This is a genomic window from Zhihengliuella sp. ISTPL4 (assembly GCF_002848265.1).
Classification (GTDB): Bacteria; Actinomycetota; Actinomycetes; order Actinomycetales; family Microbacteriaceae; genus Microbacterium.
The window spans coordinates 3,032,739-3,055,766 of sequence record NZ_CP025422.1; the positions used below are offsets into that span (position 1 = coordinate 3,032,739).

The following is a 23,028-nucleotide window of genomic DNA, read 5'->3' on the forward strand; positions in this document are numbered from 1 at the left end:
CGGTGGCGCGTTCGGGGGAGGGCGCGGGAAGCGCCGGGGAGGCGTCGGGGAGAGAGCCTCCCCGACGCCTCGAGGGTCAGCCGGCGTTGGCGGCGAACCAGTCGTCCATCGCCTGCAGCACCTGGTCGGCGGGCGCGCCACCGAGCAGAGCCTGGGTCTGGGTGTTGATCTCGCCCGCGTAACCGTCGGGGAGCGTGCGCTCGCCGTAGCCGCCGCCGGTGGGCGTGTAGGCCTCAGCCGGGGTGTCGGCCACGATCTGCAGCAGCTCCTCGCCGAGCGGGGTCATGTCGTACTCGTAGCCGTCGCGGAAGTTGCCGTCGACCGCGAGCTGGTCGCTCACCGCGGTCTGGTCGGTGGTGAGGAACTCGATGAGCTTCGCCGCGGCATCCTGGTTCTTGCTCGCCTTGAGGATCGAGTACGGGCTGGCGATGTTGGCGCCCATCGCGGGCTGCTCGTCGGCGCTCATGGCGGGCGCGCGGAAGACGCCGATGTCGGCCGAGTCGGCGGCCTTCGCCTGCGTGCCGGCGAACCAGCTGCCCATCGAGTACACCGCGGTCTTGCCGGAGAGGAAGGCCTGTTCGGCGTCCGGGTACTTGATGCCGAGGGCATCGGCGGGGATGTACCCCTCGGACACCCAGTCCGCGTAGGTCTCCACGGCGTCGCCGTAGGTCTCGCTGAACGTGACCTCGCCGGCTGAGATGTCCTGGAACCACTCCGGATCGTCGGCGATGATGGTCGGCAGTCCGAGCGCCTGCAGCGTGTGGCTGGTCATCCAGTCACCGCCGGTCTGGACCGGGGTCCACCCGGCGTCCTTGAGCTTGCCGAGGGCCTCGGTGAGCTCGTCGACCGTGGTCGGTACCTCGGTGATCCCGGCCTCCTCGAAGGCGGTCTTGTTGTAGAAGAAGAGACTCTGCAGCTGTACGCCGATGCCGGCCATGTAGTTCTTGCCGTCGATCGAGTACTGATCGGCGAGCGGACCGGACGACGCCCACTCGTACTCGGAGAGGTCGACGAGCTCGGGAGCGAGCTTGGTCGTCGGGGCGATGGACTGCACGACGTCGGGAGCGTCGCCGGCGGCGAGGAGACGCGGCACGGCGGCTTCGACGCCTTCGGCGCCCGGGTTCTGGATGACGACGTCGATGTTCGGGTTGGCGTCCTCGAACGGGGCGACGAGGTCGTTCCAGAACTCCTCGGTCAGGTTCGGGGTGACGTTCACGAGCATGCGGACGGTGACGTCGCCGTCGGCATCGCCGCCACCACCGGCGGTGGTCGAGCAGCCGGCGATGGCGAGGGCGGATACCGCCGCGATGCCGACGAGGGGGAGGACTCGGGCCTTGATCATCGTTGATCCTTTCCTGATGCATGAGGGAGGGCCGCTCGCGACACTACACTAATCGATAATCGTTTGTGAAGAGCGGGCAGCATCGATTCCGCTCGGACCGCGTTCCGGTCTGCGGTCTCCGAGCGGGGCGCGCGGCGTGGTCAGCCGGCGGCGCGGCGGGCGCGGTACGCCGCGACGGCGTTGCGGTTGGCGCAGCTCGTCGAGCAGTAGCGCTTGGAGCGGTTGCGCGAGAGGTCGAGCGCGATCGCCTGGCAGGTCTCGTCCGCGCAGACGGTGAGCCGGGAGCCCTCGTCGGTGCGGATGACGTCGATCAGGGCCATCGCGGTCTCCACGAGCACGCGCTCGGCGAGCGGACGCTCGTCGGCGAGGCCGTGCAGGTGCCAGTCGAGGTCGTCGTGGCGCACGAGCCGAGGGGTCAGATGCACCTGGGCGAGAGCGGCGTTCACGTGCGCGGCCATCTCGTCGCGCGGAGCGAGCAGCATGGCGCGGAGGCGCGGGCGCAGAGCGCGGAGGTCGTCGAGCTCGACCGCGTCCTTGTCGACACGTCCCGTGTACGGGAACACCTGGAGGAAGGTCAACTCGTCGTCGATGTCGACGAGCGTGTCCGGGTCTTCCGCCGAGTTCGAAAGCCAGACCGCCGCTCGCAGTGCGTCCTCGGTGTCATCGGTGAAGACCATGTTGACAGCTTACTCCGCTGCGGCGTAGCGTCATCTCCCATGAGCGCTGTGGCTGATGACACTCCGCGCACCCGGACCGGCGTGCGCCTCGGCCTGCCGCTCGCTGTCGCCGCCGCCTTCGCGTTCGGCTCCTCCGGGGCGTGGGCGCGTGGACTCATCGACGCGGGCTGGACGCCGGGCGCCGCCGTCACGGTGCGCGTGTGGGTCGCTGCGCTCGTGCTGCTCATCCCCACTGTCCTCGCGTTGCGCGGGCGGTGGGGCGCCCTGCGCCGGAACGCGGGGATGGTCGCTGCGTACGGCCTCCTCGCCGTCGCGGCCACGCAACTCTGCTACTTCCAGGCCGTCGCGGTGATGGATGTCGGGATCGCGCTGCTCATCGAGTACACGGCCCCGGTCGCTGTGCTCCTCTGGCTCTGGCTGCGCAGGGGCGAACGTCCCACGCGGCGCAGCGTCCTCGGTGCCGGCATCGCCTTCGTCGGGCTCGTGTTGATGCTCGATATCGTCACGGGCGCGCAGGTGAATGTGGTCGGTGTCCTCTGGGCGCTCGGGGCGATGGTGGGGGCCGCGAGCTACTTCGTGCTCTCCGCGCGGGCCGACACCGGCATCCCGCCGATCGCGCTCGCGGGGAGCGGTCTGCTGCTCGGGGCCGTGGGTCTGAGCCTCGCCGCGCTCGTCGGCGTGCTGCCGTTCGCGTGGACGACGGCCGACGTCGACTACCGGTTCGGCGCGGTGCCGTGGTTCGTGCCGGTCCTCGCGATCGGCGTGATCGCCACGGCCCTCGCGTACGTGCTCGGTATCGTCTCGACGCGGATGCTCGGCTCGCGCCTGGCCTCGTTCGTCGCGCTCGCGGAGGTCGTGGCGGCCCTGCTCTTCGGGTGGCTAATGCTCGGTCAGCTCCCGGGCCCGCTCCAGGCCCTCGGGGGCGTGCTCGTCCTCGCCGGAGTGATCGTGGTGAAGCTCGGCGAGCCCCGCCCCGCCTCCTGAGACGGCTTTCCCGCGGCCACAACTTCGGAGTCCGAGGCCGACACGCCGACCCTCGGCCTCGCCGTGCGGGGTGTCCCCGGCGATCTCCGAAGTCGTGCCCGGGGATGGAGGGGCTATGTATACGAATCAGCGGGGTGCGATCGAGAAGTGGCCCGCATGAGGCCACTTATGTATACACTGGCGGCATGGTCCTCCCTGTCGAGCGCACGTCCATGGGTGATCGTGCCTATGCGGCGTTGCTCGACGGCATCCAGTCCGGGGCGCTGCCGGCCGGTTACGTGCTCGGCGAGGTGGAGCAGGCCGAACGCCTCGGCGTGAGCCGGACCCCGCTGCGGGAGGCGCTGCGTCGCCTGGCTGCCGACGGGTTGGTCGTGCAGCAGTCGCCCCGCGTCACCGTGGTCGCCGACCTCGACGCCGACGACATCCGGTCCCTGTTCGAGATCCGCCGCGCGCTGGAGGAGACCTCCGCCCGGCTCGCCGCCGTCCGGGGCGACGCCGACCGGTTCGCCGCGCTCGCCGCGGAGTTCGCGCACGTGGACCTCACCCGGTCGGAGGGCCGCGACGCCTACTACGCCCTGATCGCCCGCTTCGATGCGGCCCTCGACGACGCCGTCGCCAACGACTACATCGCCGCCGCGCTGCGTACCGTCCGCGCCCACCTCGTTCGCGTGCGGCGGATGGCCCGGGACAAGCCCGCGCGGCTCGCCGCCTCCGCGGCCGAGCACCGCACGATCGCCGAGGCCCTCGCCGCGCGCGACGGCGATCTCGCCGCCCATGCCACGCACGTGCACCTGCACAACGCGCTCACCGGCATCCTCGACTCCCTCCCCGACAGCGAAGGACACTCATGACCGTCACCCACCACGTCCGCGTGCACGCCAGCTCCGAGAACCTCGTCCGCGAGGACCAGCTCGCCTGGAAGATCGCCGAGGTCGCGGCCGACCAGGTCGAGGTCGAGCAGCCCGTCGTCGACATGATCATCAACCGCATCATCGACAACGCGTCGGTCGCCGCGGCCTCCCTCACCCGCGCGCCGATCGTCGCAGCCCGCGCGCAGGCGTTCAGCCACCCCGTCTCGACGGGCGGGGCCGGCGCCAACCTGTTCGGCACCCCACTCGACCGTCGCACCAGCCCGGAGTGGGCGGCCTGGGCCAACGGCGTGGCCGTGCGCGAGCTCGACTACCACGACACCTTCCTCGCGGCGGAGTACTCGCATCCGGGCGACAACATCCCGCCGATCCTCGCCGTCGCGCAGCACACCGGCAAAGACGGCCGGGCGCTCGTGCGCGGCATCGCCACGGGCTACGAGATCCAGATGGACCTCGTGCGCGCGATCTGCCTGCACAAACACAAGATCGATCACGTCGCGCACCTCGGCCCGTCCGCCGCCGCCGGCATCGGCACGCTCCTCGGCCTCGGCGTCGAGACGATCTACCAGGCCGTCGGCCAGGCGCTGCACACCACGACCGCCACGCGCCAGAGCCGCAAGGGCGAGATCTCCACGTGGAAGGCACACGCCCCGGCCTTCGCCGGGAAGATGGCCGTCGAGGCGGTCGACCGGGCGATGCGCGGCCAGACGAGCCCCGCGCCGATCTACGAAGGCGAGGACGGCGTGATCGCCTGGATGCTCGACGGCAAGGACGCGGCCTACGAGGTGCCGCTGCCCGCGGCCGGCGAGGCCAAGCGCGCGATCCTCGACTCGTACACCAAGGAGCACTCCGCGGAGTACCAGGCGCAGGCGTGGATCGACCTCGCCCGTAAGCTCGGCACGACGAACCCGGCCCTCCGCGACGCCGCGAACATCGCGTCGATCGTGCTGCACACCAGCCACCACACGCACTACGTGATCGGTTCGGGCGCGAACGACCCGCAGAAGTACGACCCGACGGCTTCCCGGGAGACCCTCGACCACTCCATCCCGTACATCTTCGCGGTGGCGCTGCAGGACGGCGGCTGGCACCACGTCGACTCCTACACCCCGGAGCGTGCCGGGCGACCCGACACGGTCGCCCTGTGGCACAAGATCACCACGGCCGAGGACGCGGAATGGACCCGCCGCTATCACTCGGAGGACCCGGACGAGAAGGCCTTCGGGGGCCACGTCGAGATCCGCCTCACCGACGGCTCGACCGTGGTGGACGAGATCGCCGTGGCCGACGCCCACCCGCTCGGCGCCCGTCCGTTCGCGCGGGAGAACTACATCGCCAAGTTCCGGCTGCTTGCGGAGCCCGTGCTCGAGCCCGCCGAGATCGAGCGGTTCCTCGAGCTCGTGCAGCGCCTGCCCGAGCTCTCCGCCGCCGAGGTCGCCGAGCTCTCGATCGTCGCGAAGCCCGGTCTGCTCGACGACGCCGACGCCCCGGCGGGTCTGTTCTGATGCCCTTCGACAGGCTCAGGGACCCAGGCCGCTGGGTTGCTGAGCCCACTTTGGGTTGCTGAGCTCGTCGAAGCACGATCACGAAGGAGCAACTGATGCTGTACTCCACCACGACGCCCGCCGAGAAGCGGCGCCTGTTCCGGGAGCGGCTCGCCTCCGGGGAGCTGCTCCGGTTCCCCGGCGCGTTCAACCCGCTGAGCGCCCGGCTCATCGAGGAGAAGGGGTTCGAGGGCGTCTACATCTCGGGCGCCGTGCTCTCCGCGGACCTCGGGCTGCCGGACATCGGCCTCACCACGCTGACCGAGGTCGCCGGGCGCGCGAAGCAGATCGCCCGCATGACCGAGCTGCCCGCGATCGTCGACGCCGACACCGGCTTCGGCGAGCCGATGAACGTCGCCCGGACGATCCAGGAGCTCGAGGACGCCGGTCTCGCCGGCACCCACATCGAGGACCAGATCAACCCGAAGCGCTGCGGCCATCTCGACGGCAAGGCCGTGGTGGACGAGGACACGGCGATCAAGCGCATCCGGGCCGCCGCCGACGCCCGCCGCGACGAGAACTTCCTGATCATGGCGCGCACCGACATCCGCGCGATCGAGGGGCTGGACGCCGCGATCGATCGGGCCAAGGCGCTCGTCGATGCCGGGGCCGACGCGATCTTCCCCGAGGCGATGCGCACGATCGGCGAGTTCGAGGCCATGGCCGAGGCGCTGGACGTGCCGATCCTGGCGAACATGACCGAGTTCGGCAAGAGCGAGCTGTTCTCCGTCGACGCTCTCCGCGACGCCGGGGTGCGCATGGTCATCTGGCCGGTGTCGCTGTTGCGGATGGCGATGGGGGCGGCGGGCCGTGCGCTCGATACGCTGAACGACGAGGGGCACCTGACCTCGAAGCTCGGCGAGATGCAGCACCGCGCCGACCTCTACGAGCTGATCGACTACGAGTCGTACAACCGTTTCGACTCCGGCGTCTTCAACTTCACCGTTACGAAGGAGTGACCATGACCGAGCCGGACATCAAGAAGGGCCTCGCGGGGGTCGTCGTCGACACGACCGCGATCTCGAAGGTCAACCCCGAGACGAACAGCCTGCTCTACCGCGGCTACCCCGTGCAGGAACTCGCCGACACACAGTCCTTCGAGGCGGTGGCGTATCTGCTGTGGCACGGCGAGCTGCCGACGGGCGACGAGCTCGCCGCGTTCCGGCTGGAGGAGCGGAAGCACCGGGCCCTGGCCGACAACGTCAAGGCTGCGATCGACCTCGTGCCCCTCGAGGCGCATCCGATGGACGAGGTGCGCACGGCCGTGAGTCTCATCGGCGCCTCCGACCCCGAGGCCGGCGGCTCGGTGCTCGACGCCGGGGGCAGCCCCGAGCAGAACCTGGCACGCAGCATCCGCCTGTTCGCCGCGCTGCCGGCGATCGTCGCCTACGGCCAGCGTCGCCGTCGCGGCCAGGAGCTCATCGCTCCGCGCGACGACCTCGACTACTCGGCGAACTTCCTCTGGATGACCTTCGGGGAGGACGCCGACCCGGTCGTGGTCGACGCCTTCAACCGGTCGATGATCCTCTACGCCGAGCACTCCTTCAACGCCTCGACGTTCACCGCGCGGGTCATCACCTCGACGCTCAGCGACATCTATTCGGCCGTGGTCGGCGCCATCGGCGCGCTCAAGGGCCCTCTGCACGGCGGAGCGAACGAAGCTGTGCTGCACATCTTCACCGAGATCGGATCGGCGGACGCCGTCGAGGCCTGGCTCGACAAGGCCCTCGCCGAGAAACGCAAGATCATGGGCTTCGGGCACCGCGTCTACAAGAACGGCGACTCCCGCGTGCCGACGATGAAGGCGGCGCTGGACACGCTCGTCGCGCACTACGGCCGCGAGGACGTCGCCGCGCTGTACGACGCGCTGGAGTCGCAGTTCGTCGAGCGCAAGGGCATCCACCCGAACCTCGACTACCCCTCCGGTCCCGCGTACAGCCTCATCGGCTTCGACACGCTCACCTTCACGCCGCTGTTCGTCGCGGCGAGGGTGACGGGGTGGACGGCCCATGTCATCGAGCAGGCCGGCGCGAACGCCCTGATCCGTCCGCTGTCGCACTACGACGGCCCCGACGAGCGGCACGTGGCGGGCTGACCCTCCGTTCGAATCGCCTGAATGGCTCCATCTCACCGAGGGATGGAGCCATTCGCGCGATTCGGAGCAGTAGCGTGCCGACGGCCCCCGGGTCAAGCGGATGCGGCGGATTCCCGGGAGGAGTAAACCGGATCCGGGACGACAGCATGTCCCGCGAGAAGGAGGCCCCATGTCCGCGTCCGACGTCACCGTCAAGGAGGTCCGGTCGCTCGTCCCCGCGCGCATGGACCGGCTCCCCTGGTCGCGCTTCCACTGGATGATCGTCGTCGGGCTCGGATTCTCCTGGATCCTGGACGGCCTCGAGGTGCAGATCGTGGCGGCCAACGGCTACGCGCAGACACTGGGGATGGGCCCGGCCGAGGTCGGTCTCGCCGGCACCTGCTACCTGCTGGGCCAGGTCTTCGGCGCCCTCGTGTTCGGTCGCCTCGCCGACCGCCTCGGCCGCAAGAACCTCTTCCTGCTCTCGCTTGCGGTGTACCTCGTGGGGTCCGCCGTCGCCGGGCTCGCGTTCGCCCCCTGGTTCTTCTACATCTGGCGCTTCGTCGCCGGCGCGGGCATCGGCGGGGAGTACGCGGCCATCAACTCGGCCATCGACGAGATCATCCCCGCGAAATACCGCGGTCGGGTCGACATCGCCATCAACGGCACCTACTGGGGCGGTGCGGCGCTCGGTGCCGTGGCCAACATGTTCTTCCTCAACACCGACATCCTCCCCGCCGACATCGGCTGGCGGCTGAGCTTCTTCGTCGGCCCGATCCTCGGCATCCTCATCATCTGGCTGCGGCGGCACATCCCGGAGAGCCCCCGCTGGCAGATGACGCACGGGCGTGAGGAGGAGGCGGAGCGCAACGTCGACGGGATCGAGGAGCGCATCCGCAAGGAGGGCAAGACGATCGAGCCCGTCGACGAGAGCAAGGCCATCACGGTCAAGGAGTACGGCAGCGTCCCGTTCCTCGTGATCGCGAAGGTGCTGTTCAAGAAGTACCCGCGCCGCACGCTGGTCGGCATCACGATGATGGTGACGCAGTCCTTCCTCTACAACGCGATCTTCTTCACCTACGCGCTCGTGCTGGAGAACTTCTACGACACCCCGCCGGCGTCCGCGTCGCAGTACTTCATCGTCTTCGCGGTCGGCAACCTCGCCGGCGCCCTGATCCTCGGCCACTTCTTCGACACGTGGGGTCGCCGGCGGATGCTCTTCGGCACGTACGTGCTCGCCGGGCTCATCCTCCTCGTCAGCGCGTTCCTCTTCAACGCGGGCGTGCTGAACGCCGGCACGCATACGGCGTTCTGGTGCGCGTCGTTCTTCTTCGCCTCGGCCGGGGCATCCGCGGCGTACCTGACGGTGAGCGAGATCTTCCCGCTCGAACTGCGCAGCCAGGTGATCTCGTACGTGTTCTCGATCGGGCAGCTCGTCGGCGCCGTCGCTCCGGTGCTCTACGGTGCGCTGATCGGCGCGAGCGCCGAGTCCGGTGACCGCGGTCCGCTGTTCTGGGGGTACGTGCTCGGCGCGGCGATCATGATGTTCGGCGGGGTCGTGTGCGGCATCTTCGGGGTGAGCGCCGCCGGCAAGTCGCTGGAGGACATCGCCGATCCGCTCTCCCTCGTGGAACCCGCGAACAAGGGCGTCACTCCCGGCTCCTGAGCGCAGGTCGCGGATGCGCTCAGGAGTCGGTGGGTGGGCGAGGTGCGCTCAGGCGAGGGCCTCGAGCAGTGCGTTCGCGGTGGCGCCGGAGGACTGCGGGTTCTGACCGGTGATGAGCGCCCCGTCGACGAGCACGTGATCGCCCCACGGCTCGGTCACGACGACGGCCGCGCCCTGCGCCCGCAACGCGCTCTCCAGGAGGAACGGAGCCCGGTCGGCGAGACCGCCCTGTCGTTCCTCCTCGTCGGAGAACGCGGTGAGGCGACGGCCCGCGACCACCGGCTCTCCGGACGCGGTGCGGGCCGGAAGGAGGGCGGCGAGTCCGTGGCACACGAGGGCCAGAGGACGCTCCGCGGTGAGGGTCGCCGAGACGAGGGCGGCCGAGTCCGCGTCGACGGCGAGGTCCTCCATCGGTCCGTGGCCACCGGGATAGAACACGGCGTCGTACGCGGCCACATCCACGGCGGAGAGCACGAGCGGGGAGTCGAGCCCCGGGATGGCCGCGAGGGCTTCTGCGTCTCCATCGCGCAGACTCGCGGGGTCAGCGACCGGGAGGCGGCCGCCGGGGGTCGCGATGTCGATGCGATGCCCCGCCGCGGTCAGCAGGCGGTAGGGCGTCAGCAGCTCTTCCGCCCAGAAGCCGGTGGGATGGGTGGTGCCGTCGGCGAGCGTCCAGGAGCGGGCCGCGGAGACGACGAACAGGATGGTGGACATGGAGACTCCTCTGGTGGGGTGAGACGCGGTCGCGGAAGCGATCATGGGGGAGAACGTCGACCATCGTCCCGTGCTTCCGATATGTTCGCGATATGAGCGATCGGAATATCGATGGGTTGCGGGATGTGTACCTCTGGCGGACCTTTCTCGCCGCGCACCGCTCGGGGTCGGTGTCGGCGGCCGCGCGCATGCTCGGACTCGCGCAGTCGAGCGTCACCGCACAGCTTCAGGCGTTGGAACGCACGGTCGGCGAACAGCTCTTCGAGCGCCATGCCCGCGGCATCCGTCCGACCGCTCGTGCGGACGAGTTCGCCGCGCGCGTGGCCGCACCGCTGGATGCGCTCGCCGCCGCGGTCGGGCGCTCTCCGGACGCGGCCGCACCCGCGGTGAGACTCGGAGGGGCGGCCGAGTTCCTGGAACGCGTCGCCATGCCGGCGCTCGCTCCGCTGATCGCAGCCGGGATGCGCGTCACCGTGACGCCGGGGCTCGCGGAGGACCTGCTCGCAGCCCTCCGCGCGGGCAGCCTCGATCTCGTGGTCTCCGCCGTGCGGCCGCGCGGCCGCGCTCTGCTCGCCGCTCCGCTGTGCGACGAGGAGTTCATCCTCGTCGCCGCCCCCGATCTCGTCGTTCCCGGGCGAGACCTCCGTCCCGACGCGCTCGCTCGTTCTCCGTTGCTGGCCTACGCCGCCGACGTCCCGATCCTCCGTCGGTATTGGCGGCATGTCTTCGGGACGCGGCTCGAGCGCGAACCGGCGCTGGTGATGCCGGATCTGCGCGGTGTGGCCCGGGCGACGGTGGCCGGCGCCGGTGTGACGGTGCTGCCGCGCTACCTGATCGCCGAGGAGCTGGCAGACGGCCGACTCGTCGCGCTGAAAGAGACGGACGACCCGCCGATCAACACGCTCTTCGCGGTGCGTCGGCCGGGTCCACTGACGCCGTCGGTCGGAGCCGTCGAGCGCGCGCTCCGGGTCGCCGCGTCCTCGCTCTGAGCCGGACGCGGGTCCGACGGGCGGCCTAACGGGCCAGCCAGTTCCGCAGGGAGCGCGTGACGAACGGCAGCACCCAGTACGTCATGATCGGCGTGAGCACGAGGGTGGTGATGAGCACCCGGAGCCACAGCGGCACGGCGTCCCATCCTGGCACCGGGCTCATGGCGTAGGTGAACGCGAGGTTCACGGGGAAGAAGCCGAGCCAGATGGAGACGGCCTGCTTCCACCGCGGCGGAGCAGGGGCGACGGTCACCGTGCTGGTGGAGCCGTCCGCCGCGACGACGGGGATCGAGCCCGTCGACGGTTCGTCGAACCAGCCCTCGATGCCCGAGCGGCGCTTGGAGCGCTCGCTGCGGACGAAGCCCTGGCCCATCGACAGCCACCAGGCGCGTTCGGCCGACTGCTCCCAGGCGGTGAGGGACTCCTCGCTCGCGAAGCGGTAGAGCATGTGCCACACCTGGGAGTCCTCGCCCGCACGCACCCAGCCCGAGCCGAGGAATCCCGGGTACTTCGTCGCGAGGTTCACGCCGGTCTGCACCCACGCGGTCGCCTCGGCGATGCGCTCCGGGTCGACCTCCCGGCGGATCGAGACGGTGACGGGTTCGGAGACGGGCGCGGATGCGGACATGGTGCGGTCCTCGGGGTGGGGCGTCGGGGTGCGGACGCGGGGTGGCGGCGCCAGGGTCGCGGCGCCTGGTCGATTCTAGTTCTCGTTCGAGTCGCGCGATCGGCTGCAGATCCGGGCCGTATGCCGCCATTCGCGCACTGTGCTCCATCCCCGGCCGAGAGGGAGCAAGGCAAGCGGTTTGAAGGAAGAGAAGACCCCCGCCGACCCGATTCGGCGGGGGTCTCGGGAGCCAGAGTGCTCACCGTGCGCACGGGAGACGCGACTACCCGATCCGGTCTGAGTCTGTGCCGTGCATCTGCAGTTGTAATCGGCTCAGGTGGCCGGGCGGTGAACGGCGGGCGAACGGCACCGAGCGGCCGCCCGACCACCCGGCGAAGCCAGATACAAGGACGTCCTCGTATTTTCACGGCCATCGGAGTAAACTCGCCGATGTGCCAAAGAGGGCACGGAGGGATGTCGCACAATGACCCGTACTATCCCGCACTTCGTGGGCGGATCGCATGTCACCCCCGAAGACGGCCGTTTCGCCGACGTCTTCGACCCGAGCACCGGCGCTGTGCAGGCCCGGGTGCCGCTCGCGTCCGCGGAAGAGGTGCGCCGCGTCATCGGGAACGCCGAGGAGGCCCAGACCGAGTGGGCCGCGACCAACCCGCAGAAGCGCGCCCGCGTCCTCCTGCGGTTCCTCGACCTCGTGCAGCAGGAGATGACCTCGCTCGCCGAGCTCCTCGCCAGGGAGCACGGCAAGACCGTCGACGATGCGAAGGGCGACATCCAGCGTGGTCTTGAGGTCATCGAGTTCTCCGCCGGAGCCCCGCACCTGCTCAAGGGCGAGTATTCGACCGGGGTCGGAGCGGGCATCGACGTGTACTCGATGCGGCAGCCGCTCGGCGTCGTCGCGGCCATCACGCCGTTCAACTTCCCCGCCATGATCCCGTTGTGGAAGGCCGGTCCCGCGCTCGCCGCCGGCAACGCCGTGGTCCTCAAGCCCAGCGAGCGCGACCCCTCCGTCCCCGTGCGCCTCGCCGAGCTGTTCCTCGAGGCGGGGCTGCCCGCCGGCGTCCTCAACGTAGTGCACGGCGACAAGGAGGCGGTCGACACGCTGCTCACCGACGACCGGATCCGTGCCGTCGGCTTCGTGGGCTCCACACCCATCGCCGAGTACATCTATGCCACCGCGGCTGCCCACGGCAAGCGGGCCCAGTGCTTCGGCGGCGCGAAGAACCACATGATCGTGATGCCGGACGCCGACCTCGACCAGGCCGTCGACGCCCTCATCGGCGCCGGCTACGGCTCCGCCGGCGAGCGGTGCATGGCCATCTCCGTCGCCGTGCCGGTCGGCGAGGAGACCGCGGACGCGCTTGCCGCCAAGCTCACCGAACGCGTCGCTCAGCTGCGCGTCGGGCCTTCCCTCGCGGCGGACGTCGACTACGGACCCCTGGTCACCCGCGCGGCGGTCGAGCGGGTCGAGGGCTACATCCAGCAGGGGATCGACGAGGGCGCGACGCTGCTCGCCGACGGCCGCGGCTTCACGGTCGACGGGCACGAGGAGGGTTTCTACCTCGGACCGACCCTGTTCGATCACGTGACGACCGACATGGCGATCTACCGCGAGGAGATCTTCGGCCCCGTGCTCGTGATCGCCCGCGCCGCCGACTACGAGGAGGCGCTGCGGATGGCCTCCGAGCACGAGTACGGCAACGGCGTCGCGATCTTCACGCGCGACGGCGACGCCGCCCGCGACTTCGCCGCTCGCGTCGAGGTCGGGATGGTGGGCGTGAACGTGCCCATCCCGGTGCCGATCGCCTACTACACGTTCGGCGGCTGGAAGCGCAGCGGCTTCGGCGACCTCAACCAGCACGGCGCCGATGCCTTCCGCTTCTACACGAAGACCAAGACCGTGACGAGCCGCTGGCCGTCGGGGATCCGCGAGGGCGCGAGCTTCGTCATCCCCACCATGCACTAAGGACACGCGATGACCATGACCACCGTCACCACCACCGATGAGGAGCGCGAGGCGATCCTCGACGCCGTGCGAGAGTTCGCCGATGCGGAGCTCGCCCCGTTCGCCGCCGAACGCGACGAGAAGCACCTGTTCCCGCGGGAGTCGCTGCAGCGCGGCGGCGAGCTCGGCCTCGGCGGGATCTACGTGAGCGAGGAGTTCGGCGGTACGGGGCTCACCCGCGTCGACACCGTCGCCATCTTCGAGGAGCTCGCCAAGGCCGACCCCGCCGTTGCCGCCTACATCTCCATCCACAACATGGTGGTGTGGATGATCGACACCTACGGCGACGACGAGCAGCGGTCGCGCTGGCTGCCGTCGCTGACCGCCATGCAGGAGTTCGGTGGCTACTGCCTCACGGAGCCGGGAGCCGGATCCGACGCGGCGAACATCGCGACCAGCGCCGTCCGCGAGGGCGACGAGTACGTGCTGACCGGGGTGAAGCAGTTCATCTCCGGAGCCGGTGAGGCCGCGGTGTACGTCGTCATGGCGCGGACCGGCGAGCCGGGAGCCCGGGGCATCAGCGCCTTCCTCGTCCCCGGCGACGCGGAGAACCTGAGCTTCGGTGCTCCGGAGAAGAAGATGGGGTGGCACGCGCAGCCCACCCGGCCCGTGATCATGGACGGCGTGCGGGTGCCGGCGTCCGCGATGCTCGGCGACGAGGGCCGCGGCTTCGCGATCGCGATGTCGGCGCTCAACGGCGGACGCCTCAACATCGCGGCGTGCTCGATCGGCGGTGCGCAGGCCGCGCTCGACAAAGCGGTGCAGTACGTGCATGAGCGCGTCGCGTTCGGGGAGCCGCTGGCGGAGAAGCAGTCGATCCTTTTCGCGATCGCCGACATGCGCACCGACCTGCAGGCCGCGCGGCTGATGATGCGTGACGGGGCGCAGGCGGTCGACGAGAAGGCGCCGGATGCGACGATGCGCTGCGCGATGGCCAAGCGCTTCGCGACCGACGCGGGCTTCGACGTGGCCAACCGCGCGCTCCAGCTGCACGGCGGCTACGGCTACCTGCAGGACTACGGCATCGAGAAGATCGTCCGCGACCTCCGCGTGCACCAGATCCTCGAGGGGACGAACGAGATCATGCGCCTCATCGTGGGGCGGGAGATGCTGCGACCCGCGGGGTCGGCGTCGATGCGGAGCGCGTCATGACCCACGTGGCGTTCCTCGGGCTCGGGCACATGGGCCTGCCGATGGCGAAGAACCTCGTCGCCGCCGGACACGAGGTGCACGGCTTCGACCTCGTGCCCGCGGCGATCGAGGCTGCGGGGGCGGCAGGGATCTCCGTGGCGGCGAGCGGCGCGGAGGCGGTGGCGGACGCGGAGGTCGTGGTGACGATGTTCCCGGCGGGGAAGCACGTCATCGAGGCCTATCGCACCGAGCTGCTGGAGGCCGCGCGCCCCGGGACCCTGTTCATCGAGTCGTCCACCATCGCCGTGGACGAGGCGCGGGCCGCCCATGCCCTCGCGCTCGCGGCGGGCCACCGGCACATCGATGCTCCGGTCTCGGGCGGCGTGGTCGGGGCGGAGGCCGGGACCCTGGCGTTCATGGTCGGGGGTTCCGACGACGACTTCGCGGCGGCGCTTCCGCTGCTGGAGATCATGGGGAAGCGCATCGTGCACTGCGGCGGACCGGGACTCGGACAGGCGGCGAAGGTCTGCAACAACATGGTGCTCGCGGTGTCGCAGATCGCCGTCGCCGAGGCCTTCGTGCTGGGCGAGCGGCTCGGGCTCGAGCATCAGGCGCTGTTCGATGTGGTCTCCCAGGCGTCGGGGCAGTGCTGGGCGCTCACCACGAACTGCCCCGTCCCCGGCCCCGTGCCCACGAGCCCCGCGAACCGGGATTACCAGCCGGGGTTCGCGGGGGCCCTCATGGCGAAGGACCTCGGTCTCGCACTGCAGGCCATCGAGCAGACCTCGACCGACGCCCGGATGGGGCGGCTGGCGCAGGAGCTCTACGCCGCCTACGCCGCCGGCGAGGGCGCGACGCGCGACTTCTCCGGCATCATCACCGAGATCCGCGGCTGACCCCGGCTTTCGAGTCGCGCGATTGGCGCCGAATCCGGCCGAAATGCAGCACATCGGGCGATTCGAAGGGGAGGGTGGAAGACAAACGACAGGAAGGCGGCAGCGATGACCGAGTACGAGACGATCCAGGTGGAGCAGCGCGGACGCGTGGGGTGGATCACCCTCCACCGTCCGGAGGCGCTCAACGCGCTGAACAGCCGGCTCGCCGAGGAGGTCACCGCGGCCGCGCAGGCCTTCGATGCGGATGACGGGATCGGGGCGATCATCCTGACCGGCTCCGAGAAGGCCTTCGCGGCGGGTGCCGACATCAAGGAGATGGAGGGGATGTCCGCGGCGAAGATGCTCGAGACCGACCACTTCGGCGTCTGGCACGACTTCGCCGCCGTGCGCACCCCGGTCATCGCGGCGGTCTCCGGATTCGCGCTCGGCGGCGGCTGCGAGCTGGCGATGATGTGCGACATCATCCTCGCCGCGGACACTGCGAAGTTCGGACAGCCGGAGATCAACCTCGGGGTGATCCCCGGCATGGGCGGCACGCAGCGGCTCATCCGCGCGGTCGGATACTACAAGGCCGCGGAACTCGTGCTGTCCGGCCGCTTCATGGGGGCCGAGGAAGCGGAGCGTTCCGGACTCGTGTCCCGCGTCGTCCCCGCGACGGACCTCCTGGCCGAGGCGACGACGCTGGCGGAGACGATCGCTTCGAAGTCGCTGCCGTCGGTCTACGCCGCCAAGGCCGCGCTCGATGCGGCGATGGAGACGACGCTGTCCGCCGGCCTCGATCACGAGAAGCAGGCGTTCGCGGCGCTGTTCGACACGCACGACCAGAAGGAGGGGATGGCGGCCTTCCGCGAGAAGCGCACGCCGGACTTCCAGAACCGCTGATCGCGGTTCACAACTCAGGAGGTCGAGTCGCGGAGCCGGCGTTCTGCGGTGTCGGGGCCCGGTCGGCCGCAATTCTCCTGAGTTGTGAACGGGTCAGCTGCGCAGAGACTCGACGATCTTCGCGATCCGGCGCTCGCGCGTCGCGTCCTGCTTGGCGTCGGCGACTGCCCTGGCGTGCTCCTTGCGGGCCGAGGGGGAGAGGGCGTCGAAGGCCGCCCGCACCGCGGGGTCGGCGTCGAGAGCGGCGGCCAGGGCGGCCGGCACCTCGACCGTCCGCTCGGCAGTGTCGAGCCGGATCACCGCGTCGACCTCCTGGTCGATCTCCACCCCGAGATCTGCGCGGGTCGCCTTGCTGAGCCCGATCATGTTCTCGCCGCCCATGCGGGCCAGGCGCAGGCGCGCGGTGCGGCCGCCGATGGTGACCGCCACCGGGAACGTCTTGCCCGCGCCGAAAGAGGCCACTTGCTCGTCGGTGAGGAGGATCGCCGCAGCGGGACCGCGACCGGTGAGGATGGTGTGCACGCGCAGTTCGCTCATGCAGGAAGAGTACGCCCGCCGTCCTCGATCGCGGCGACCAGGGCGGTGTTGCGTTCGGCGATCTGCCGGTCCGTGAACCGATGCGGCGCGTCGATGTCGAACACCACGGAGCGCAGGCGGAACGGGATGCCGAAGTGCCGCGCGCGCCAGGTGACCGTGGACCCCTCGGTGAACGCGCCGCCCGCAGGCTCCTCGATCATCGCCTCGTCGTAACGCGCCATGGACTGCAGATGCAGTTCCGGGTCCAGTGCGGCGGCGAAGACGAGCGGGCGGGGCGCCGCGATCACGGTCTCGAGCACGAAACGGGGCATCAGAGCGGTTCGGGGAGGGGGCGCGGATCGATGAAGTCGCCCGCGTCGCGGCGCAGGCGGGCCACGATGGCGACGAGTTCCGCGGCGTCGGCGTCGTTCATGCCGGGGTCGGCGAACACGTCGGCGTTGAGGGCGGTCGTGGCGCGCTCGACGAGGTCACGCCCGGCCTCGGTCAGGGCGAGCATTGCGGCGCGCCCATCGTGAGGGTGCGGTTCGCGGACGACGAGGCCGTCGCGCACGAGCCGTTCGGCGGTGCTGGTGATGGTGGTGGCGTGGACCTGGAGGCGCGCGACGACGCTCGACAGGGGAAGTCGTCCGGCGCGGCTGAAGGCGAGCAGCCTCAACACCTCGTACCGCGCGAAGCTCAGCGCGAAGGGCTTGAGGGCCGCGTCGACGCGAGCGAGGAGGAGCTGCTGAGCACGCATCACCGAGGTGACCACCGTCATGCCGTCCGCGGCTTCGGTCCAGCCGTGCGCGATCCACTGCCGCTTCGCCTCGGCGAGCGGGTCGACGGGAAGCGGGCGGGGTCGGACCACGTCTCTACGGTACCGGGGGAGGCCGCCCTCGACGGCCAGCGGCGAGTCGAGTGATCGAACTGTCGACTATGTATACATTCGCCGCCGAAACTTGGGGCGCAGCCTGCGGATCCCTCTGTCTTTGGCTACATAGAAGAGCGTGCGGATAGACTCAGCGTGTCGTGAGGAGCATTCGATGAAGATCTTCGTCCTGGTCAAAGAGGTGCCGGACACCTATGGCGATCGCACGTTGAATCTGGAGACCGGCCTCGCCGATCGCGGCGCCGGGGATGTGGTCCTCGACGAGATCACGGAGCGCGCCCTCGAGGCGGCCCTCTCCTACGCCGACAAGAACGACGGTACCGAGGTCGTGGCCCTCACGATGGGCCCGGAAAGCTCGACGGCCTCCGTGCGACGCGCCCTCGCGATCGGTGCCGCGTCCGCGATCCACATCGTCGACGAGGAGCTCGTCGGCGCCGACCTCACCCTCACCGCGGAGGTGCTCGCCGCCGCGATCCGCCGAGGCGCCCCCGACCTCGTCATCACCGGCAACCTGTCCACCGACGGCGCCGGCGGCGTCCTTCCCGCGATGCTCGCCGAGCACCTCGGCTGGGCGCAGGCCACCGCCCTCACCGCGGTCGAGATCACGGGCGAGGGCGTCGCCGGCACCCGCGCCGCCGACGCGGGAAGTCAGCAGGTGACCGCGCCGCTCCCCGCCGTGATCTCCATCACCGAAGCGCTCCCGGACGCGCGGTTCCCGAACTTCAAGGGCATCATGGCGGCGAAGAAGAAGCCGCTGGAGGTGCTGTCCCTCGCCGACCTCGACGTCTCGGCCGACCCCGCGCTCGCTCCGCGCACCATCATGACCGCCGTCTCCGAGAAGCCCCCGCGGGCGGGCGGCGTCAAGATCACCGACGAGGGCGATGCCGCCGAGAAGCTCGTCGAGTTCCTCGTGCAGAACAGGCTGGTGTGACATGGCGTACCCCGAGAACCCGATCCTCGTGCTCCTCGACGTCGACCCGTCCGGCGACCTCGCCAGCAGCACCGCCGGACTCCTCGGCGCGGCGGCGGGCATCGGCACCCCGGTCGCGCTGATCGTCGGTGGTGCTGAGGCCGCGGTCGCCAGGGCCGCGGAGGCCGGAGCCGCCGTCGTGCTCACGGCTGAGGGCGACCCGTCCGTGCTCACGGTCCCGATCGTCGACGCGCTGCAGGCCGCCGCCGCGCAGGTGCAGCCCGCGGCTGTCCTCATCTCGAACTCGATCTCCGGGCGCGATGTCGCCGGCCGGTTCGCGGTGCGGACGAAGAGTGCGCTCGCCGTGGATGCGGTCGGGGTCTCCCGCGACGATGAGGGCATCATCGCCCACCACTCGGTCTACGGCGGGGCGTACCTCGTCGACGCCGCCGCGACGTACGGCACGCTCGTGGTCACGCTGCGCCAGGGCGCGGTGGAGGCGAGGGCCGAGGCGGTCGCCTCCCCGCAGGTCGAGCAGCTCGCGGTCACCCCGTCCGGAGCGGCCGCCGCGACGGCGGGGCCCGTCGAGACGGTCGAGGCCACCTCATCCCGTCCCGAGCTGCGCGGTGCGACCCGCGTCGTCTCCGGCGGGCGCGGTCTCGCCTCGAAGGAGAAGTTCGTCCTCGTCGAGGAGCTGGCCGACGCGCTCGGCGCGGCCGTCGGCGCCTCGCGCGCGGCGGTCGACGCGGGGTACATCCCGCAGTCCCACCAGGTCGGGCAGACCGGCGTCTCCGTCTCGCCGCAGCTGTATGTCGCGCTGGGGATCTCCGGCGCGATCCAGCACCGCGCCGGCATGCAGACCTCGAAGAACATCGTGGCGATCAACAAGGACCCGGAGGCGCCGATCTTCGATGTGGCCGACTTCGGCATCGTCGGCGACGTGTTCACGATCGTCCCGCAGGTGATCGCCGCGCTCGAGGCGCGGAAGAAGTAGCCATGGCGACGCGGATGCTGCGCCGCGGGCTTCCGCGGGTGCCGGGCGGCGAACCGTGGCCGCCCGCCGATGCGACCATCGAGACCGTCGATGAGGTCCGGGTGACCGAGGCCGTCCAGGCTCCGGCGTCGACACCCGACTCCGCGACGGTGGAGCGCGTCGAGCGTTCTGCCGTCGAGGTCGAGGCCGCCGTGACCGCCCCCTCCCCGCCGGAGGACGCCGCACCGCGTCCGGCCCTTCGTCGGGGCCTCCCGCGCGTCCCCGGCGGCGAGCCCTGGCCGTCGTCCGAGGTCGCGGCCGCGCCCACTGCGCCGTCCGCACCCGCCGCGGTTCCGGGCGGGACCGCACCTTCCACCGCCACGAGTGCCGTGACTCCCGCTGCGCCCGCTGCCTCCGCGACGTCCTCGGCACCCGCCGCCGTGCCCGCCCCGGTGGCGTCTGCCGGAGGCGAGGGCATCCGCCGCGGACTGCCCCGTGTTCCGGGCGGCGAGCCGTGGCCGCCCGCGGGGACCGTGCCCGCTGTTTCGGCCGCTGAGACCTCTCCGACCGTGGCGGCGGACGCCTCCGTGATCGCAGAGCCGCCATCTCCGTCCGCGACCCCCGCAGCCGAGCCCGCCGCGGCCCCCGGCACCGTCCTCGCTCCGGCCGCCGACATCAGCGCCCCGCTGCCCTGGACCCGCACGGTCTGGGACGGGCGTGCACCGCGGCACCTCCCGGCTCCCGCAGCGGAGGCCGCGACCGCTCGCCGCCGTCCGACGTGGACCCAGGCGATCGCCGTGCTGTTCGGAGCCGCGGCCCTCGGCGTGCTCGCCGCCGCAGCCGTGGCCCTCGTGCGGGCGCTGCTGAGTCTCCCGTTCCTGCAGGACTTCCTGGCGGCCTTCCCGGGCGAGTACGAGCCGCCGATCCCGGTCGAGCCCGGCTTCGCGCCGTGGGCCAACTGGGCGCACTTCTTCAACATGTTCCTGATCGTGCTGATCATCCGCTCGGGACTGCAGGTGCGCACCGAGAAGCGGCCGACCGTGTTCTGGACGCCGCGGAACAACCCGAAGGGCAAGATCAGCCTGAACCTCTGGTTCCACCAGGCGCTCGACATCCTGTGGCTGGTGAACGGTGTGATCTTCGTGGTGCTGCTGTTCGTCACCGGTCACTGGGTGCGGATCGTGCCGACGAGCTGGGAGGTCTTCCCGAACGCGCTGTCGGCGGCCCTCCAGTACATCTCGTTCGACTGGCCGCACGAGAACGGCTGGAACAACTACAACAGCCTGCAGCAGCTCGCCTACTTCGTGACCGTCTTCGTCGCGGCGCCGCTGGCCGCCGTCACCGGATTCCGCATGTCGGGGCTCTGGCCGAAGAAGGCGGAGCGCCTGTCGAAGGCGTATCCGGTGGAGTGGGCGCGTGCCCTGCACTTCCCGGTGATGCTCTACTTCGTGGCGTTCATCATCGCGCACGTCGCGCTCGTGATGCTCACCGGCTTCCAGCGCAACCTCAACCACATGTTCGCCGCGCAGGATGCCGCCACGTGGACCGGGTTCTGGGTGTTCGTCGCCTCGCTCGTCGTGATCGCGATCGCGTGGGTCGCCGCGCGTCCGCTCGTGCTCGCGCCGATCGCGAAGGTGTTCGGCAAGGTCTCGGGGCGCTGATCCATGTCCGACCGCACCGCCATCGAGGACTACTGGCGCGACGCGCGCACCGCGTTGCCCGACCTGCCGGAGGCTCTGCCCGAGGCGTGGGGCTTCGGGGCGACGCCGGAGCACGCCGACGAGCTGCTGGCGCTCGTGCTCGCGGGCATCAAGGTGGGCACCGCCTCGTCGCTCTGGGACTACGAGGAATCGGGGGAGCCGCTGCCGGAAGTGGGCGAGCTCAGCATCATCCTCGACGGAACCGGCGCCCCGCGCGCGGTGATCGAGACCACGGCGATCGACATCGTGCCGTTCGACGATGTCGACGATGAGCACGCGTTCGCCGAGGGGGAGGGCGACCGCACGCTCGCGCACTGGCGCGAGGTGCACGAGCGCTACTGGCGCACCCACTCCGAGAACCCGCGGGGATACGCCCCCGACATGCCGGTGGTGTGCGAACGATTCCGGCTGCTTCTGCCGCAGGGCGCGGACGACTGAGGAGAGGGATCATGGCCGAGGCCTACATCGTCGACGCGGTCCGTTCGCCGGTCGGACGCCGTGGCGGGGCACTCGCGGAGATCCACCCCGCCGACCTCGGCGCACACAGTCTGCGGGCCCTCGTCGACCGTACGGGCATCGATCCCGGCGCCGTGGACGACGTGATCCTCGGAGCCATCGATGCGATCGGCGGGCAGGCGGGGAACGTCGCCCGCACCGCGTTGCTCGTCGCAGGGTTCCCGGAACACGTGCCTGGCGTCACGATCGATCGGCAGTGCGGATCGAGTCAGCAGGCCGTGCACTTCGCTGCACAGGCCGTGCTCAGCGGCACCAGCGACCTCGTCATCGCCGGCGGGCTGCAGAACATGTCGCAGATCCCGCTCACCGCTGCGGCGACCGTCGGCCGGGAGTACGGCTTCACGACGCCGTACGCGGAGTCCCCCGGGTGGCGGGAGCGCTACGGCGACCAGGAGATCTCGCAGTTCCGCGGCGCGGAGCTCATCGCCGAACGCTGGGACATCTCGCGGGAGGAGATGGAACGGTACGCGCTGGAGAGCCACCGGCGCGCGGTCCGAGCCCAGGACGAGGGGCGGTTCGCGGCGGAGGTCGAGCCGCTCGGCGGCCTCGACCACGACGAGGGCGTGCGACGGGACACCAGCCTGGATCGCATGGCGGGCCTGCGGCCGCTCGCACCCGGAGGACGGATCACTGCCGCCGTCGCCTCGCAGATCAGCGACGCGTCGAGTGCGGTCCTGATCGCGAGCGAGCAGGCTGTGCGGGAGCACGGTCTCACGCCGCGCGCCCGCATCCACCACCTGTCCGTGCGCGGCGACGACCCGGTGCTCATGCTCACGGCGCCGATCCCGGCGACTCGGCACGCGCTGGAGCGCACCGGGCTCCGGATCGAGGACATCGACCTGTTCGAGGTCAACGAGGCGTTCGCCTCGGTCGTGCTCGCCTGGATGCGCGAGACCGGTGCGCCGCACGAGCGGGTCAACGTCAACGGCGGCGGCATCGCCCTCGGGCACCCGATCGGCGCGACCGGCACCCGCATCCTCGCCACCCTGCTCAACGAGCTGGAGCGCACCGGCGGCCGCTACGGCCTGCAGACGATGTGCGAGGGCGGCGGCGTCGCGAACGTGACGATCATCGAACGCCTCTGAACGCAGACGACGAAAGGGCCGCGCCGTGGGGCGGCCCTTTC

Annotated in this window: 23 protein-coding genes; 16 read left to right on the forward strand and 7 right to left on the reverse strand. The window is 70.7% G+C overall.

What is annotated here, in order from left to right; genetic code table 11:
* Positions 1-76: 76 nt before the first annotated feature.
* Positions 77-1,342 carry an ABC transporter substrate-binding protein gene (locus tag CYL12_RS14430; RefSeq protein ID WP_101848195.1) on the reverse strand — a complete coding sequence of 422 codons (1,266 nt, stop codon included), beginning with the start codon at positions 1,340-1,342 and terminating at the stop codon, positions 77-79.
* 140 nt (positions 1,343-1,482) lie between these two features.
* Positions 1,483-2,019, reverse strand: a complete 537-nt coding sequence (locus CYL12_RS14435; RefSeq protein WP_101848196.1) for a CGNR zinc finger domain-containing protein — start codon at positions 2,017-2,019, stop codon at positions 1,483-1,485.
* 39 nt (positions 2,020-2,058) lie between these two features.
* Here CYL12_RS14435 and CYL12_RS14440 point away from each other — a divergent pair, with 39 nt between their 5' ends.
* The 6 genes from CYL12_RS14440 (at position 2,059) to CYL12_RS14465 (ending at position 9,156) form a co-directional block, all read left to right on the forward strand.
* A complete protein-coding gene (locus CYL12_RS14440; protein WP_199399141.1) occupies positions 2,059-3,003 on the forward strand; it encodes an EamA family transporter in 945 nt (314 codons plus the stop codon).
* A 185-nt stretch (positions 3,004-3,188) separates the two neighbouring features.
* Positions 3,189-3,854 (forward strand): GntR family transcriptional regulator, encoded by a 666-nt coding sequence (locus CYL12_RS14445; RefSeq protein WP_101848198.1) that lies wholly within the window; start codon positions 3,189-3,191, stop codon positions 3,852-3,854.
* Positions 3,851-5,377, forward strand: coding sequence for an MmgE/PrpD family protein (locus tag CYL12_RS14450; RefSeq protein ID WP_101848199.1), 1,527 nt, complete (start codon positions 3,851-3,853; stop codon positions 5,375-5,377). The genes CYL12_RS14445 and CYL12_RS14450 overlap by 4 nt, the downstream gene beginning before the upstream one ends.
* Before the next feature lie 95 nt (positions 5,378-5,472).
* Positions 5,473-6,375, forward strand: coding sequence for a methylisocitrate lyase (prpB, locus tag CYL12_RS14455; protein WP_101848200.1), 903 nt, complete (start codon positions 5,473-5,475; stop codon positions 6,373-6,375).
* A 2-nt stretch (positions 6,376-6,377) separates the two neighbouring features.
* Positions 6,378-7,511: a bifunctional 2-methylcitrate synthase/citrate synthase gene (locus tag CYL12_RS14460; protein WP_101848201.1), complete on the forward strand. Its 1,134-nt coding sequence runs from the start codon at positions 6,378-6,380 to the stop codon at positions 7,509-7,511.
* 169 nt (positions 7,512-7,680) lie between these two features.
* Entirely contained in the window at positions 7,681-9,156 is a 1,476-nt protein-coding gene (locus tag CYL12_RS14465; protein WP_101848202.1) for an MFS transporter, read from the forward strand.
* Between the two features lie 48 nt (positions 9,157-9,204).
* Here the strand turns inward: CYL12_RS14465 and CYL12_RS14470 are convergent, their stop codons facing one another.
* Positions 9,205-9,870, reverse strand: coding sequence for a type 1 glutamine amidotransferase domain-containing protein (locus tag CYL12_RS14470; RefSeq protein ID WP_101848203.1), 666 nt, complete (start codon positions 9,868-9,870; stop codon positions 9,205-9,207).
* A 92-nt stretch (positions 9,871-9,962) separates the two neighbouring features.
* On the opposite strand from CYL12_RS14470, the gene CYL12_RS14475 reads away from it, so the two are divergent.
* Positions 9,963-10,859 carry a LysR family transcriptional regulator gene (locus CYL12_RS14475; RefSeq protein ID WP_101848204.1) on the forward strand — a complete coding sequence of 299 codons (897 nt, stop codon included), beginning with the start codon at positions 9,963-9,965 and terminating at the stop codon, positions 10,857-10,859.
* 25 nt (positions 10,860-10,884) lie between these two features.
* Here the strand turns inward: CYL12_RS14475 and CYL12_RS14480 are convergent, their stop codons facing one another.
* Positions 10,885-11,487 (reverse strand): antibiotic biosynthesis monooxygenase, encoded by a 603-nt coding sequence (locus CYL12_RS14480; RefSeq protein WP_101848205.1) that lies wholly within the window; start codon positions 11,485-11,487, stop codon positions 10,885-10,887.
* A gap of 463 nt (positions 11,488-11,950) precedes the next feature.
* Between CYL12_RS14480 and CYL12_RS14485 the strand changes: the two genes are divergently transcribed.
* The 4 genes from CYL12_RS14485 (at position 11,951) to CYL12_RS14500 (ending at position 16,398) form a co-directional block, all read left to right on the forward strand.
* The gene (locus tag CYL12_RS14485; protein ID WP_101848206.1) at positions 11,951-13,450 is read left to right on the forward strand and encodes a CoA-acylating methylmalonate-semialdehyde dehydrogenase; all 1,500 of its coding nucleotides are present in this window, start codon (positions 11,951-11,953) and stop codon (positions 13,448-13,450) included.
* A 9-nt stretch (positions 13,451-13,459) separates the two neighbouring features.
* Positions 13,460-14,641, forward strand: coding sequence for an acyl-CoA dehydrogenase family protein (locus CYL12_RS14490; RefSeq protein ID WP_101848207.1), 1,182 nt, complete (start codon positions 13,460-13,462; stop codon positions 14,639-14,641).
* The gene (gene mmsB, locus CYL12_RS14495) at positions 14,638-15,516 is read left to right on the forward strand and encodes a 3-hydroxyisobutyrate dehydrogenase (protein WP_101848208.1); all 879 of its coding nucleotides are present in this window, start codon (positions 14,638-14,640) and stop codon (positions 15,514-15,516) included. Before CYL12_RS14490 ends, mmsB begins: the two co-directional genes overlap by 4 nt.
* Positions 15,517-15,621: 105 nt before the next feature.
* Positions 15,622-16,398, forward strand: a complete 777-nt coding sequence (locus tag CYL12_RS14500) for an enoyl-CoA hydratase-related protein (RefSeq protein ID WP_101848209.1) — start codon at positions 15,622-15,624, stop codon at positions 16,396-16,398.
* 93 nt (positions 16,399-16,491) lie between these two features.
* Here CYL12_RS14500 and CYL12_RS14505 read toward each other — a convergent pair whose 3' ends face one another.
* From CYL12_RS14505 to CYL12_RS14515, 3 genes are read right to left on the reverse strand one after another with little or no spacing between them, the layout of a single operon-like run.
* Positions 16,492-16,935 (reverse strand): YdeI/OmpD-associated family protein, encoded by a 444-nt coding sequence (locus tag CYL12_RS14505; protein ID WP_101848210.1) that lies wholly within the window; start codon positions 16,933-16,935, stop codon positions 16,492-16,494.
* A complete protein-coding gene (locus tag CYL12_RS14510) occupies positions 16,932-17,246 on the reverse strand; it encodes an SRPBCC family protein (protein ID WP_101848211.1) in 315 nt (104 codons plus the stop codon). Before CYL12_RS14510 ends, CYL12_RS14505 begins: the two co-directional genes overlap by 4 nt.
* A complete protein-coding gene (locus CYL12_RS14515; RefSeq protein WP_101848212.1) occupies positions 17,246-17,782 on the reverse strand; it encodes a MarR family winged helix-turn-helix transcriptional regulator in 537 nt (178 codons plus the stop codon). Before CYL12_RS14515 ends, CYL12_RS14510 begins: the two co-directional genes overlap by 1 nt.
* A 175-nt stretch (positions 17,783-17,957) precedes the next feature.
* Between CYL12_RS14515 and CYL12_RS14520 the strand changes: the two genes are divergently transcribed.
* From CYL12_RS14520 to CYL12_RS14540, 5 genes are read left to right on the forward strand one after another with little or no spacing between them, the layout of a single operon-like run.
* The gene (locus CYL12_RS14520) at positions 17,958-18,734 is read left to right on the forward strand and encodes an electron transfer flavoprotein subunit beta/FixA family protein (RefSeq protein ID WP_101848213.1); all 777 of its coding nucleotides are present in this window, start codon (positions 17,958-17,960) and stop codon (positions 18,732-18,734) included.
* A gap of 1 nt (position 18,735) precedes the next feature.
* On the forward strand, positions 18,736-19,707 hold the full coding sequence (locus tag CYL12_RS14525) for an electron transfer flavoprotein subunit alpha/FixB family protein (RefSeq protein ID WP_101848214.1): 972 nt from the start codon (positions 18,736-18,738) through the stop codon (positions 19,705-19,707).
* A gap of 2 nt (positions 19,708-19,709) precedes the next feature.
* Positions 19,710-21,347: a cytochrome b/b6 domain-containing protein gene (locus tag CYL12_RS14530; protein ID WP_101848215.1), complete on the forward strand. Its 1,638-nt coding sequence runs from the start codon at positions 19,710-19,712 to the stop codon at positions 21,345-21,347.
* A 3-nt stretch (positions 21,348-21,350) separates the two neighbouring features.
* Entirely contained in the window at positions 21,351-21,824 is a 474-nt protein-coding gene (locus CYL12_RS14535; RefSeq protein WP_101848216.1) for an ASCH domain-containing protein, read from the forward strand.
* A gap of 11 nt (positions 21,825-21,835) precedes the next feature.
* The gene (locus tag CYL12_RS14540) at positions 21,836-22,987 is read left to right on the forward strand and encodes an acetyl-CoA C-acetyltransferase (RefSeq protein ID WP_101848217.1); all 1,152 of its coding nucleotides are present in this window, start codon (positions 21,836-21,838) and stop codon (positions 22,985-22,987) included.
* The last annotated feature ends 41 nt before the right edge of the window (positions 22,988-23,028 follow it).

Bases quoted from the DNA above. Each gene is read 5' to 3' on its own strand.
- CYL12_RS14535 (WP_101848216.1), top strand. From the start codon at position 21,351: ATGTCCGACCGCACCGCCATCGAGGACTACTGGCGCGACGCGCGCACC.
- CYL12_RS14460 (WP_101848201.1), top strand. From the start codon at position 6,378: ATGACCGAGCCGGACATCAAGAAGGGCCTCGCGGGGGTCGTCGTCGAC.
- CYL12_RS14475 (WP_101848204.1), top strand. From the start codon at position 9,963: ATGAGCGATCGGAATATCGATGGGTTGCGGGATGTGTACCTCTGGCGG.
- prpB (WP_101848200.1), top strand. From the start codon at position 5,473: ATGCTGTACTCCACCACGACGCCCGCCGAGAAGCGGCGCCTGTTCCGG.
- CYL12_RS14430 (WP_101848195.1), bottom strand. From the start codon at position 1,342: ATGATCAAGGCCCGAGTCCTCCCCCTCGTCGGCATCGCGGCGGTATCC.
- CYL12_RS14465 (WP_101848202.1), top strand. From the start codon at position 7,681: ATGTCCGCGTCCGACGTCACCGTCAAGGAGGTCCGGTCGCTCGTCCCC.
- CYL12_RS14440 (WP_199399141.1), top strand. From the start codon at position 2,059: ATGAGCGCTGTGGCTGATGACACTCCGCGCACCCGGACCGGCGTGCGC.
- CYL12_RS14470 (WP_101848203.1), bottom strand. From the start codon at position 9,870: ATGTCCACCATCCTGTTCGTCGTCTCCGCGGCCCGCTCCTGGACGCTC.
- CYL12_RS14485 (WP_101848206.1), top strand. From the start codon at position 11,951: ATGACCCGTACTATCCCGCACTTCGTGGGCGGATCGCATGTCACCCCC.
- CYL12_RS14435 (WP_101848196.1), bottom strand. From the start codon at position 2,019: ATGGTCTTCACCGATGACACCGAGGACGCACTGCGAGCGGCGGTCTGG.
- CYL12_RS14540 (WP_101848217.1), top strand. From the start codon at position 21,836: ATGGCCGAGGCCTACATCGTCGACGCGGTCCGTTCGCCGGTCGGACGC.
- CYL12_RS14510 (WP_101848211.1), bottom strand. From the start codon at position 17,246: ATGCCCCGTTTCGTGCTCGAGACCGTGATCGCGGCGCCCCGCCCGCTC.
- CYL12_RS14505 (WP_101848210.1), bottom strand. From the start codon at position 16,935: ATGAGCGAACTGCGCGTGCACACCATCCTCACCGGTCGCGGTCCCGCT.
- CYL12_RS14490 (WP_101848207.1), top strand. From the start codon at position 13,460: ATGACCATGACCACCGTCACCACCACCGATGAGGAGCGCGAGGCGATC.
- mmsB (WP_101848208.1), top strand. From the start codon at position 14,638: ATGACCCACGTGGCGTTCCTCGGGCTCGGGCACATGGGCCTGCCGATG.
- CYL12_RS14445 (WP_101848198.1), top strand. From the start codon at position 3,189: ATGGTCCTCCCTGTCGAGCGCACGTCCATGGGTGATCGTGCCTATGCG.
- CYL12_RS14530 (WP_101848215.1), top strand. From the start codon at position 19,710: ATGGCGACGCGGATGCTGCGCCGCGGGCTTCCGCGGGTGCCGGGCGGC.
- CYL12_RS14450 (WP_101848199.1), top strand. From the start codon at position 3,851: ATGACCGTCACCCACCACGTCCGCGTGCACGCCAGCTCCGAGAACCTC.
- CYL12_RS14500 (WP_101848209.1), top strand. From the start codon at position 15,622: ATGACCGAGTACGAGACGATCCAGGTGGAGCAGCGCGGACGCGTGGGG.
- CYL12_RS14520 (WP_101848213.1), top strand. From the start codon at position 17,958: ATGAAGATCTTCGTCCTGGTCAAAGAGGTGCCGGACACCTATGGCGAT.
- CYL12_RS14525 (WP_101848214.1), top strand. From the start codon at position 18,736: ATGGCGTACCCCGAGAACCCGATCCTCGTGCTCCTCGACGTCGACCCG.
- CYL12_RS14480 (WP_101848205.1), bottom strand. From the start codon at position 11,487: ATGTCCGCATCCGCGCCCGTCTCCGAACCCGTCACCGTCTCGATCCGC.